Genomic DNA, 12,893 nt, shown 5'->3' on the forward strand with positions numbered 1-12,893 from the left:
CCATAAAGACAAGAGGTACAGGTATGGTGGCAATTCGCGTGATCCGAGAGGAGGGGGCTGACCCGTTGGTGCCCTTGCCTTCATACGAAACCGCGGGTGCTGCCGGGGCGGATGTGCGCGCCAATCTGCCGGATGGTGAGTCTGTTATTCTTGAACCGGGCCGTCGTGCGCTGATACCGACAGGCCTTAGGATCGAAATTCCGCAGGGGTTCGAGGTTCAGGTGCGTCCACGATCGGGCCTTGCCTTGAAACACGGGATCACCTTGCCCAACACTCCGGGTACAATCGACAGCGACTATCGCGGGCCGTTGGGCGTGATCGTGATGAATGCGGGTCAGGACCCCTTCGAGATTACGCATGGCGAACGTATCGCGCAACTGATCGTCGCACCGGTGGTGCAGGCCATGTTCCAGGACGTTGAGGCTCTGACCGAGACTGATCGCGGCGCGGGTGGCTTCGGCTCGACCGGGCGCGGCTGATGCTGCTGGTTCTGATCCTTGCCGCCGGGCTTTGGGGTGTCGGCTATATCGCCGGGGTGTCGCGCAGCGCGCGTCTGGTTTCCATTGGCGCGCTCCTGATAGGCGTGATTATTGCTCAACTTCTCCTGCCTGAGGGAAACCCGTTGCGTCAGGCGACCGGTGGGTCGGCAGCGATGTGGCTGATCCTCGCTGGAGCGGCTGTGCTGGTGCTGCTTTATGGGCGGGGTTTGAAGGCGTTGCGAAATCGCGCCGCGTCCGGCCAGACGTCGGAGCCCGCCAAGCCATCCGAACAGTTCAGCGAGACCGAGCTTGAACGCTATGCCCGCCACATCGTTCTGCGTGAACTGGGCGGTCCCGGCCAAAAGCGAATGAAACAGGCGCGCGTGCTGGTAATCGGTGCGGGGGGGCTCGGCGCGCCCGCCCTGCAATATTTGGCTGCCGCCGGAGTGGGAACAATCGGCGTGATCGACGATGACGTGGTCGAGAACGCCAACCTACAGCGGCAAGTGATCCACCGCGACGCAGATATCGGCATGCCCAAAGTGTTCTCGGCCCAGCAGGCGATGGTGGCGCAGAATCCCAACGTGGTCGTCTTGCCGTACCACCGTCGCCTGACCGAAGAGATTGCAGCAGATCTGTTTGCTGATTTTGATCTGATCCTCGACGGCACTGACAATTTCGACACCCGCTACCTTGCAAACCGTACGGCGGTTGCACTGGGAAAACCCCTGATATCTGGCGCGCTGTCGCAGTGGGAAGGGCAGCTCAGCGTCTTTGACCCTGCCACCACCGGCCCATGTTATCAGTGCATTTTCCCCGAAGCACCCGCCCCCGGCCTTGCGCCTTCTTGCGCCGAGGCTGGAGTAATCGGCCCACTGCCGGGTGTGGTCGGCTCGATGATGGCGGTTGAGGCGATCAAGGTGATCACCGGCGCCGGGCAGGCATTGCGAGGTGAGATGTTGATCTACGATGCGCTATACGGCGAAAGCCGCAAGATCACCCTGGCGCGTCGCACCGATTGCCCGATCTGCGGGGCATCTCATTAAGGTGGGCTCAAATTTTCGGGTAGCTCTGGATCATTTCGACGGGTGGTCTTAGCTATGAGGTCAAAGGAGACCTCAATGACCAATCCGATCCTTTCTGACTGGAACACGCCTTTCGAAATCGCACCGTTTGACACAATCTCGGATGATGATTTTTCCCCCGCGCTGAAACAGGCGATGCACGCACATGATGCCGAGATTGAGGCGATAGCAGCGAGCCCGGACACGCCCACATTCGCCAATACGATCGAAGCGCTGGAGGCTGCAGGCGAGCAGATGGATAAGGTTCTGTCGGTCTTTTTCACCGTTGCAGGTGCGGACAGCAACCCCAAGCGTGAAGAACTGCAACGCGAATTTTCGCCCAAGCTGGCGGCACACTACTCGCGCATCTCATCAAACAAAGCACTGTTTAAGCGCGTGGCGGATTTATGGGACCGGCGCGATAATCTGGACCTGACCGATGAACAGGCGCGCGTTTTGATGCTGTCTCATCGCGGGTTCGTGCGGGCGGGGGCGGCGTTGACCGGCGAGGACGATGCGAGAATGCAAGAGATCAAGGCCCGTTTGGCGTCTCTGGGCACGTCCTTCACGCAGAACTTGCTGGCGGATGAACGCGACTGGTTCATGGATTTGACCGAAGAAGACCAGCAAGGCTTGCCGGATTTTGTTATCGATGCAGCGCGCGCAGCGGGTCAGGAAAAGGGGGCGGATGGCCCGGTGGTGACCCTCTCTCGGTCGATTATCGTGCCCTTTCTGCAATTCTCGCCCCGCCGGGATTTGCGTGCAAAGGCTTATCGCGCGTGGACTGCACGGGGGGCAAATGGAGGTGAGACCGACAACCGCGAGATTGCGGCGGACATCCTGCGCCTGCGCGAAGAACGCGCCAAGCTGCTGGGGTATGCCAGCTTCGCCGCCTACAAGCTTGAGACCGAGATGGCCCGCACACCAGATCGCGTGCGAGAGCTGCTGCTGGATGTGTGGGAGCCCGCCAAATCCCGCGCCGACGCAGATGCCGAGGTGCTGACGGCAATGATGCAAGAGGATGGCGTAAATGGCCCGCTGGAGGCGTGGGATTGGCGCTACTATGCCGAGAAACGCCGCAAGGCCGAACATGATCTCGATGAAGCGGCGCTGAAGCCGTACCTGCAACTGGACCGGATGATCGAGGCGTCTTTCGCCTGCGCCACACGGCTGTTCGGGCTGGAGTTCGCGCCGCTTGATGTGCCGCTCTATCATCCCGATTGCCGTGCGTGGGAGGTGACCCGTGACGGGCAGCATATTGCGGTGTTCATCGGTGACTACTTTGCACGCGGATCGAAACGGTCGGGTGCATGGTGCAGCGCAATGCGCGGGCAGGCGAAATACCCGAAAGAACAGGCTCCGGTCGTGATCAACGTCTGTAACTTTGCCAAAGGTGAACCAGCGCTTTTGTCCTATGATGACGCCCGAACGTTGTTTCACGAGTTCGGCCATGCCCTGCACCAGATGCTGTCCAATGTGACCTATGAGAGTATCTCGGGCACCTCGGTGGCGCGTGATTTCGTTGAACTGCCCAGCCAGCTTTACGAACATTGGCTGGAAGTGCCCGAGGTATTGGCTGAGTTCGCCACGCATGCCGAAACGGGCGCACCGATGCCGCAGGAGATGTTGCAGAAGGTGCTACAGGCCGCCAATTTCGATCAGGGGTTCCAGACGGTGGAATATGTTGCCTCGGCCCTGGTCGATCTGGCGTTTCATGAGGGGGCTGCCCCCGCTGATCCGATGGAGAAACAGGCCGAGGTGCTGGCCGAAATCGGCATGCCTCGGGCCATTGGAATGCGCCACGCCACCCCGCATTTCGCCCATGTCTTTGCGGGCGACGGTTATAGCGCAGGTTACTACAGTTATATGTGGTCCGAAGTCATGGATGCCGACGCCTTTGCGGCCTTTGAAGAAGCAGACGGTGCGTTTGATCCCGAACGCGCCAAGGCACTGGAGGAACACATCCTGTCAACTGGCGGATCCCGCGAGGCGGAAGAGCTGTATCTGGCCTTCCGTGGACGTCTGCCTGGCGTCGAAGCCTTGCTGAAAGGCCGCGGGCTGATCGCGGCCTAGTACCCAAGCTTTCGGTCGACGAGGTGGAGAAAGGGTTCACCCGCTTCACCTCGGCGAATGTTCTCGCAGATCACCTGAGCTGCGGTAACAGGTCTAGTTTCCGAGGCGATATGCGGCGTCACCGTCACATTGGGATGTGCCCAATAGGGATGCTCGGTCGGCAGGGGTTCGGTGCGGAAGACATCCAGCGTGGCGTGCCCGACCTGCCCTGAATTCAGCGCGGCCAGCAGGGCCTCATCATCGATAAGCGGCCCGCGACCCGGGTTGATGATCTTGGCCCCTTCCGGCAACAGCGCCAGTGTTTCGGCGTTGAGCGTGTTTTCGGTCGCCGGAGTATCTGGCAGCAGCAAAACCACTATCTCGGCCTGGGACAGTGCATCGCGCAGCCCGTTCTTACCATGCAGACAGGTCACGCCGGGAATAGTCTTGGCGGTACGGCTCCAACCGATGACATGGAAATTCAACGCTGCCAACGCGTGGGCCGATGCTTCACCCAATGCGCCCAAACCCAAGATGCAGACGGTGCGTTGCTGGGCCAGTGGTGGCGCATCAGGTGTCCAGACCCCATCCTGTAGCGTAATGTGTTGGTCCATCCCAAGGTGATAGCGCAGCATATGGCCCACCACCCATTCCGTCATGCCTTGCGTTAACCCCCCGTCAACCATACGCGCCAGCGGAACGGTCAAGGTTTCATTGCCCGAGATTTTCTCAACCCCCGCCCAGAGGCTCAGCACCGCCTTGAGCCGTGTGAAGGGCGTGAAATCCTGTACCCCTCCGTTCGGGGCGTAAACGATGTAGTCGACCTGATCTGCAGGGATGTCCGTGGCCAGATGAAAATCTAGCCCTGCGTCCGACAAGTATTGATGCATCAGAGCTTCATACTCAGGCCACAACTCAGGGCGCGCGGAAAACAGGACATTCACGGGCATAGGAAACCTTTCAGCGGGGACGATGTATATGGGCGCTTTGAACGATGCCAAAGGCGGCCATCAGGACCAGCATGGCCGAGCCGCCATAACTGACCATCGGCAGCGGTACTCCGACCACTGGGGCCAGCCCCATCACCATCGACATATTGACGGCAAAAAACAGGAAGAAATTCAGCGCGATCCCAAGTGTCACCAGAGACGAGAAACGATCCTTGGTCGACAGCGCCGTGACCATGCAGAAGATCAGGATCAGACCGTAAAGGATCAACAGTGTGATGCCGCCGACAAAGCCGAACTCTTCGGCCAAGGTGGTGAAGATGAAATCGGTGTGTTTTTCGGGCAGGAAGTTAAGACGTGATTGCGTTCCCTGCATGAAACCGCGCCCATTCCAGCCCCCCGAACCCAGAGCGATCTTCGATTGCGTGATGTGATATCCCGCTCCCAACGGATCGGTTGAAGGATCCAGAAACGTATCGATGCGTCGGAACTGGTAATCTTTGAGCAACTGCCATTCAGTCCCTCGGCTGTTGAACACCGCAGCAATCAGGCCAACCCCCGCTGCAATCACGGCAGCGAAATAGGCCCAATGCACCCCGGCAAGGAACAACAGACCACCACCAGCAGCCAATAACAGGATCGATGTGCCTAAGTCGGGCTGGCGCAGCACCATGAATGTCGGGATCAGGATCAGAATGACCGGGATAATCACCCAGAGCGGGCGCGAGGTTTTGTGCGCCGGAAGCCAGTCGTAATAAGCGGCCAGCACCATCACCAACGCCACTTTCATTACTTCTGAGGGTTGCAGCCGCATGAAGCCCAGATCAATCCAGCGCTGCGCCCCCATGCCGATCGTTCCAAACAGTTCGACCACGATCAGTAGACCGATCGCGCCCAGATAGGCCACAACCGACATGTTCCGCCAGAACCAGATAGGCACAAGCGCGATGATAAACATGGCTGCCAAGCCCAGACCGAACCGTTCCATTTGCGGTTCCGCCCACGGCATCCAGGATCCACCCGCGACCGAGTAGAGCATCAGGAACCCCGCGCTTGCCACGCTGATCAGCAACAGGGTGAGCGGCCAGTTCATATAAAGGAACTTGCGAAACCCCGACGGCGTGGATTTGACGGCATATTCAAGATAGCTCATGCGCGGTCCTTCTCGTCAGGACGCGCTTTGGGGCGACGGTCACCCTCCAGCCGTTTCTGTTGTTCTTTGATGCGCTCTCGGTCTCCGGCCGGATACGCCTCGAGCGGTGGCGTGCCATCGTAGAGTGCCTGCAGCATGATATCGCGCGCCACTGGGGCCGCGGCTTTGGAGCCGCCGCCGCCGTGTTCCACCACCACAGCCACAGCGTATTTCGGATTGTCATAGGGGGCGAAGCTGACGAACAGGGCATGGTCTCGACGCTCCCATGGCAGGTCTTCGTTTCGGATCACACCTGCGGCGCGTTCTGCCTTGGTAATATTGCGCACCTGACTGGTGCCGGTTTTGCCTGCCATGCGGAACTCATCGGCGATGATGCGACTGCGATACGCGGTGCCACGCCTGTTATTCGAGACTGTGAACATGGCTTTGCGCACTTGCTCAAGGTTGTTGCGGTTCACCTGCAGCGGTTCACCCGCGCCCGAGGGCTGTTCAACCCCATTGATTGATCGAACAAGGCGTGGTTGCACGGCGCGACCTGTCGCCAAACGCGCCGTCATCACGGCCAATTGAAGCGGGGAGGCAAGCATGAACCCCTGACCGATCGAAGCGTTTGCGGTGTCGCCTACCAGCCAGTCCTGTCCGTGAACCCGCTGCTTCCATTCCTGATTGGGGGCAAGCCCGGCAGCAACGGCAGACATCGGAATGTCATGTTTGATACCCAGTCCGAAGGTGCGTGCCATCTCGGAAATCCTGTCGATCCCGACACGTATTGCCACGTCGTAATAGTAGACGTCGCAACTGCGCTTCAGCGAAGTTTCAAGGTCGACCGTCCCGTGCCCGCCGCGTTTCCAGCAGTGAAAGCGGCGGCTGCCCACCTTCATGTGACCCGGACAGTACACCGTGCTGGAAGGGCTGATCACCCCGGCTTCGAGCGCAGCCATGGCGGTGATCATTTTGAAAGTCGATCCAGGAGGGTAGGTGCCCTGTACTGTCTTATTGGCAAGCGGGCGATACTTGTCCTGCGTCAGCATCTGGTAGTCCGCCACCGAGATCCCACGCACGAACAGGTTCGGATCGAAGCTGGGGGCCGAGCTGATGGCGCGGATGTCGCCGGTTTCGCAATCGATCACGACCGCAGCGGCGCTTTCCCCAGCCAATCGCGCCTGCGCGTATTGCTGCAGATTGGCGTCGACTGACAATTGCAAATCTGCCCCGGCTTCGCCGACCTGGCGGTCCAGCTCGCGCATCACCCGGCCTGTGGCGTTGACCTCAACCCGCTTGGCCCCGGCCTTGCCGCGCAAGGTGATCTCTTGCTTGGCTTCCAGCCCGACCTTGCCGATCTGGAACCGTGGGATGCGCAGTACCGGCTCGGGGTCTTCAATCTGGCTCAGATCATAGTCGCTGACCGGGCCGACATAGCCGACTACATGGGCGAAATCTTCATAGCGCGGATACTGGCGTGTCATGCCGACCTCGGGCGTGACACCAGGCAGTGCGGGGGCATTGACCGCGACTTTCGAGATATCCTCCCACGTTACTTGATCGGCCAGCGTGACCGGCAGAAACGGGGCCGATCGGCGCATTTCGGTTTTGGCACGCTCGATCTCATCCCCGGTCAACGGGATCAGTTCCGAAAGCTTGGCGATGACCTTGTCGATATCGCCTGCATCCTCGCGCACGATGACGATGCGATAGGACTGAGAGTTTAATCCGATGATCTGCCCGTTTCGGTCATAAATCCGGCCCCGGGTTGGTGGGATCAGACGGATGTTGATCCGGTTTTCTTCGGCCAGCAGACGGTATTCATCCGCTTGATCCACCTGCATGAACCGCATCCGGGCTGCCAGCCCCCCGATAAAGGCCGCTTGTAGCCCACCGAGGATCAAGGCGCGGCGCGGCAAACGTTTGTAAGCAAGGCCCTTGGGCTTTGGTTTGCGCTGCTTCATGGCCGCACCCTTGGCATCGTGCTGTCGGCAACAGATTTGCGCCTAACGCCAAATACAGTTTGGCTCATCAAAACCATCACAGGATAGATTGCGATTGTCAGAATAACTTGCACCACTACCGGTCCCAGAGTTGCCTGTTGCACCGAGAGGATAGCAAGAATGAGTCGATTGAGCACAAACACAACCGTGATCACGGCCCCGACGGTTGCCCATTCGCCCACAAACCCGCTGTCTTTCATGCCAGCTGCAGTGGAATGAAGATAGGCTGCACCCAGAACCACTAACGCAGCAAGCAACCCGGGTGGGCGTTGCAACAGCAAATCGGCCATGAACATGACCATGGCAATGATCAGGATCGGAATATATTCCGGCCGCCGCAGCACCCATGCGTAGGTAAGAGCGATCAGTATGTCAGGAAAGGGCAGGCGATCAGGTTTTGTATCCAGCGGCAACAGGTGCAGAAACACCACAAATACCGCCAGAGCGACATAGAGACCGCGCTTGGCCCACAGATCTGAGACCGACCTATCCATCATTGACCTCGGATGGGGTCAAGGATGCTTCGGGTTGACGGGGGCCGACGATATCACCGGATTCCGTGATTGGTGGGGCCGACTGATAGCGTAGTACGCGCAGAAACTCGAGCCGCTCGAAATCTGCCGACAGCCGCACGCGCAACCTGCCACCGGGATCAACCGTGATTTGACCGATCAGCAAGCCACCGGGGAACACGCCACCATCGCCTGATGTAACGACCCGGTCGCCCGGTCGCACGAGTTCCCGGTTTTCCAGAAACTCCACCGCAGGGGCTGAAGTATTGTCTCCTGCGATCAGCGCCGTCTGCCCCGAAGGCTGGATCGTCGCCGGGATCGCGCTTGAGGCATCGGTCATCAGGATCACGCGCGCGGTATCCGGGCCAACACCCGATATGCGCCCGACCACTCCGATCCCGTCCATTGTTGCCCAACCATCCACGATCCCGTCACGCTCCCCCACGTTCAGCAGCACAGATTGCCGGAAGGGTGAGCCGCTATCCGCCATCACCACCCCAGTGACATAGGTCAGGCGCGGATCGAGCCGAACATTGTTAAGGTCCAGCAGGCGGGCGTTTTCCTGTTCCAGCTGCAGCGCGGCCTCTTTCCAGGCGCGCATCAGGCGCAGCTCGCTGCGCAATTCCTGGTTCTGCTCGCTGAGCCGCTGATAGCTTTGGAAATCACGAGACAGGTTCACCAGCGCAGTGACCGGGACCATTGCCCACTCCATCGAGGGGACTACCGTATCCACCACCTGCGCGCGGAACCGTTCCACTCGCGGGCTGTCGATGCGCCAGATCAGGAAGATACCCAGCAGGCACAGGACCACGATCCCCAGCAGCAGGCGGCGCAAAGGGGTCGTGTATTCGTCGCGCTGTGAACGGTCTTTTGCCACAGGTTACCTTCCCGTGCTGCTCGTGCCCGAGTTCTCACCCCATCAGGGTGCGCGCCTTAGCTTTCGTAGTCAATCGCGTGGCGCAGTTGTTTTTCGTATTCGAGTGCTTTGCCCGTGCCCAAAGCCACACAATTCAGGCTTTCATCAGCAATAGAAACTGCCAAACCGGTCTGCTCGCGCAGCGCCAGATCCAGATCGCCCAGCAAAGCTCCGCCTCCGGTCAGCATAACACCCCGGTCCACGATATCAGCCGCCAGATCGGGCGGCGTGGTTTCCAGAGCTGTCATCACCGCCTCGCAAATCTGCTGCACGGGTTCAGACAGTGCTTCGGCCACCTGAGCCTGACTGATCTCGATTTCCTTCGGTACACCATTCAACAAGTCGCGCCCGCGAATATGCATCGACTGGCCACGCCCGTCGTCTGGCATCCGTGCGGTACCGATGGTGGTCTTGATCCGTTCCGCAGTTGATTCACCCACCAGCAGGTTCTGTTGACGCCGCAGGTACGAGATGATCGCCTCATCCATCCGGTCGCCACCAACGCGGACTGAGCGGGCATAGACGATGTCGCCCAGCGACAGAACCGCAACCTCGGTGGTCCCGCCGCCGATATCCACAACCATGTTGCCGGTTGGATCGGTGATCGGCATTCCTGCACCAATCGCAGCGGCAATCGGTTCGGCAATCAGGCCCGCGCGGCGCGCGCCTGCAGACAGAACCGACTGGCGGATTGCGCGTTTTTCAACCGGGGTTGCGCCATGAGGGACGCAAACGATGATCTTGGGTTTCGAGAAGGTCGAGCGTTTATGCACCTTGCGGATAAAATGCTTGATCATCTCTTCGGCGGTATCGAAGTCCGCGATGACACCCTCGCGCATCGGACGGATGGCTTCAATGGAGCCGGGGGTCCGGCCCAACATCAGCTTGGCGTCCTCGCCAACAGCAAGGACTTTCTTGACCCCATCCTTGACGTGGTAGGCAACGACCGAGGGCTCAGACAGGATCACTCCGCGCCCTTTGACATAAACCAGCGTGTTAGCTGTTCCAAGGTCGATAGCCATGTCGGCTGTGAACAGGCCGCCCAGATTGCCAAAGATGCCCATATTTCCCCGATCCCGTTTGTCAGAATTTCCACTGCCCGCGACTCGACGGTTCCGGGACGGATGCCTTATAGGGTGCCAACTCGCCCGGTTAAAGGGCTGATTCCGCGACAATCAGCACCTTTCCGCCTTATTGATGGAGACTTTAGAAGGCATAATGCTCTCATATCAACACATTTACCACGCTGGAAATCTGGCTGATGTGCAAAAGCACGCTTTATTGGCGTGGACGCTGCGTTATTTGACCCAAAAGGACAAACCCCTCAGCTATATCGAAACGCACTCCGGGCGTGGACTATATCACCTTGACGCGGCTGAGGCGGTTCGAACGGGTGAAGCTGTCGCCGGGATCGGGCGCGTCAGGCGCGAAGGTTGGTTTGATTCCGATCATCCAATGGCGCGGGTGCTGGATACCATACAGGCCAGTCACGGCGTGCAAGCGTATCCCGGTTCACCCCTGATTGCGGCCAACCTGTTGCGAAAACAGGATAGCCTGCATTTCGCCGAGCTGCATCCGCAGGAACATTCGGCACTTTCACTGGCATTGTCGCCGTTCGGTGCGAAGGTCTATCAGCAGGATGGGTTTGAGTTGGCCCAATCGTTGCTACCCCCGACCCCTCGGCGCGGGATGATGCTGATCGATCCCAGTTATGAAGTGAAGGCCGAGTATGACCGATTGCCCGGGGTGATCGCCAAGCTGCACCGCAAATGGAACGTGGGTGTGATCGCACTTTGGTATCCAATCCTGACGGATGCACGTCACAAGGCTATGATTTCGTCTCTGAAATCCGCTGGATATCCCAAAACGATTTGCCATGAGGTCACGTTCCCTCCGGCGCGGGAAGGTCATCGCATGGTCGGATCAGGTATGTTCATGTTGAATGCGCCCTTCGGGATCGAAGACGAAACGCGCCGCTTGTCGGAGCTGTTCGCTCAGCTTTGAAAAGCAAGAATTACACAGGGAAAGCTCCCGCTCCGTTTGCCTGCATCAAAGATGCCGTCAAACGCGTTGGGCCCGGCAGCGCGCCAGTGGCGCGCTGCCGGGCCCAAAACCCAAGAAGGGTCGGCGAAGCCGGGCCGCCGCGGGCGCGGGAGCCATTCGCCTTACCCTTCGATCAGGTCAGGTCTTTGTAGCTGATCTCGCGTGTATCTGCCCCCGGACCAGCCTTTTCACGACGCATGATCAGGCGGTTCAGCGCGTGGATATAGGCTTTGGCCGACGCAACCACCGTATCTGTATTTGCAGACTGACCGGTGGCGATCATACCATCCTCTTCCAGACGGACCGAAACCGTGGCTTGCGCGTCCGTACCTTCGGTCACCGCATGCACCTGATACAGTTGCAGCCGCGCAGTGTTGGGATAGATCGCCCGGATCGCCCGGAAGGTTGCGTCTACGGGGCCGTCACCGTTTTCCGTGGCGATCCTGTCCGCACCCTCTACCTCCAGTTCGACCGTCGCTTCGGCCTGACCTCCGGTACCGCAGGTCACTTTCATCGACACCAGCTGAAGGTGATCGTCCGCTTCGTCGTCGACGCTCATTAACGCGATGAGGTCATCGTCAAAGACTTCTTTCTTGCGGTCGGCCAGATCCTTGAAGCGCACAAAAATGTCTTTGAGCTGGTTGTCACCAACCTCATACCCGAGCGTTTCGAGCTTATCGCGCAGTGCAGCGCGGCCCGAATGCTTGCCCAGCGGCAAAGAGGTGCCAGAGAGCCCAATGTCTTCAGGGCGCATGATCTCGAAGTTTTCGCGGTTCTTCAGCATGCCATCCTGATGGATGCCGCTTTCATGGGCAAAAGCGTTCTTGCCGACAATGGCCTTGTTGAACTGCACCGGAAATCCGGCCACGGTCGCGACCCGTCGCGAAATATGCATGATCTTGGTGGTGTCGATGCCAGTATGCCACGGCATGATGTCGTTGCGTGTGCGCAACGCCATCACAACTTCTTCCAGCGCGGTGTTGCCTGCGCGTTCACCCAACCCGTTTATGGTGCATTCGATCTGACGCGCACCACCTGCGACCGCTGCCAGAGAGTTCGCTGTCGCCATGCCAAGGTCGTTGTGGCAGTGGGTGGCAAAGATTACCTCATCCGCGCCGGGAACCGTCTCGATCAGGCGCTTGATCAGATCTGCAGACTCGACCGGGGCAGTATAACCGACAGTATCGGGGATATTGATCGTGGTTGCGCCAGCCTTGATCGCAATCTCGATCACACGGCACAGATAATCCCATTCGGTCCGGGTCGCATCCATCGGCGACCACTGCACGTTTTCGCAAAGGTTGCGCGCGTGGCTGACCGTTTCGTGGATCTTGTCGGCCATCTCGTCTTGCGTCAGATTTGGTATCGCCCGGTGCAGCGGAGAGGTTCCGATAAAGGTGTGGATCCGGTTCTTCTCGGCGTGTTTCACCGCCTCCCAACACCGATCGATATCGGCGAAATTGGCGCGGGCCAGACCACAGATGCGGCTGTTCTTCGAGCGCTCGGCGATCTCGGACACCGCTTTGAAGTCGCCTTCCGATGCAATGGGGAATCCGGCTTCGATGATGTCGACGCCCATCTCATCCAGAAGCTCGGCAATTTCGAGCTTTTCGTTGTGGGTCATGGTCGCGCCGGGGCTCTGCTCGCCGTCGCGCAAGGTGGTGTCGAAGATCACGACGCGGTCTTGGTCGGTCACGTTTGTCATGGGGTTCTCTTTCTTCTTCTGTCCTAAAGCCTCTTGG

The 12,893-nt window shown here is 59.2% G+C and carries 11 protein-coding genes; 4 read left to right on the forward strand and 7 right to left on the reverse strand.

Annotated features, from left to right (window positions below; translation table 11 throughout):
* Positions 1–23: 23 nt before the first annotated feature.
* The 3 genes from dut to ACR0BI_RS16650 all read left to right on the forward strand — a co-directional run bounded on the left by dut (position 24) and on the right by ACR0BI_RS16650 (position 3,616).
* Complete coding sequence (gene dut, locus ACR0BI_RS16640) at positions 24–479, forward strand: dUTP diphosphatase (protein ID WP_170423776.1); 456 nt, start codon at positions 24–26, stop codon at positions 477–479.
* Positions 479–1,525 (forward strand): molybdopterin-synthase adenylyltransferase MoeB, encoded by a 1,047-nt coding sequence (locus ACR0BI_RS16645; RefSeq protein ID WP_170664051.1) that lies wholly within the window; start codon positions 479–481, stop codon positions 1,523–1,525. The genes dut and ACR0BI_RS16645 overlap by 1 nt, the downstream gene beginning before the upstream one ends.
* A 75-nt stretch (positions 1,526–1,600) precedes the next feature.
* Positions 1,601–3,616: a M3 family metallopeptidase gene (locus ACR0BI_RS16650; protein WP_480562817.1), complete on the forward strand. Its 2,016-nt coding sequence runs from the start codon at positions 1,601–1,603 to the stop codon at positions 3,614–3,616.
* Here ACR0BI_RS16650 and ACR0BI_RS16655 read toward each other — a convergent pair.
* The 6 genes from ACR0BI_RS16655 to ACR0BI_RS16680 are packed head-to-tail and all read right to left on the reverse strand — an operon-like array spanning position 3,613 to position 10,172.
* Positions 3,613–4,545 carry a 2-hydroxyacid dehydrogenase gene (locus ACR0BI_RS16655; RefSeq protein ID WP_480562818.1) on the reverse strand — a complete coding sequence of 311 codons (933 nt, stop codon included), beginning with the start codon at positions 4,543–4,545 and terminating at the stop codon, positions 3,613–3,615. The two genes, ACR0BI_RS16650 and ACR0BI_RS16655, sit on opposite strands and share 4 nt — an antisense overlap.
* Before the next feature lie 10 nt (positions 4,546–4,555).
* On the reverse strand, positions 4,556–5,695 hold the full coding sequence (gene rodA / locus ACR0BI_RS16660) for a rod shape-determining protein RodA (protein WP_480562819.1): 1,140 nt from the start codon (positions 5,693–5,695) through the stop codon (positions 4,556–4,558).
* A complete protein-coding gene (mrdA, locus tag ACR0BI_RS16665; RefSeq protein WP_170512994.1) occupies positions 5,692–7,641 on the reverse strand; it encodes a penicillin-binding protein 2 in 1,950 nt (649 codons plus the stop codon). Before mrdA ends, rodA begins: the two co-directional genes overlap by 4 nt.
* Positions 7,638–8,174, reverse strand: a complete 537-nt coding sequence (locus ACR0BI_RS16670; protein ID WP_170597301.1) for a rod shape-determining protein MreD — start codon at positions 8,172–8,174, stop codon at positions 7,638–7,640. The genes mrdA and ACR0BI_RS16670 overlap by 4 nt, the downstream gene beginning before the upstream one ends.
* On the reverse strand, positions 8,167–9,069 hold the full coding sequence (gene mreC / locus ACR0BI_RS16675; RefSeq protein ID WP_170423788.1) for a rod shape-determining protein MreC: 903 nt from the start codon (positions 9,067–9,069) through the stop codon (positions 8,167–8,169). Before mreC ends, ACR0BI_RS16670 begins: the two co-directional genes overlap by 8 nt.
* Positions 9,070–9,125: 56 nt before the next feature.
* Complete coding sequence (locus tag ACR0BI_RS16680) at positions 9,126–10,172, reverse strand: rod shape-determining protein (protein ID WP_039523195.1); 1,047 nt, start codon at positions 10,170–10,172, stop codon at positions 9,126–9,128.
* 154 nt (positions 10,173–10,326) lie between these two features.
* Between ACR0BI_RS16680 and ACR0BI_RS16685 the strand changes: the two genes are divergently transcribed.
* Positions 10,327–11,112 (forward strand): 23S rRNA (adenine(2030)-N(6))-methyltransferase RlmJ, encoded by a 786-nt coding sequence (locus tag ACR0BI_RS16685; RefSeq protein ID WP_480562820.1) that lies wholly within the window; start codon positions 10,327–10,329, stop codon positions 11,110–11,112.
* A gap of 172 nt (positions 11,113–11,284) precedes the next feature.
* Here the strand turns inward: ACR0BI_RS16685 and ACR0BI_RS16690 are convergent, their stop codons facing one another.
* Complete coding sequence (locus tag ACR0BI_RS16690) at positions 11,285–12,856, reverse strand: 2-isopropylmalate synthase (protein WP_170395900.1); 1,572 nt, start codon at positions 12,854–12,856, stop codon at positions 11,285–11,287.
* Positions 12,857–12,893 lie beyond the last annotated feature (37 nt).

Source organism: Ruegeria sp. E5, from assembly GCF_056534105.1.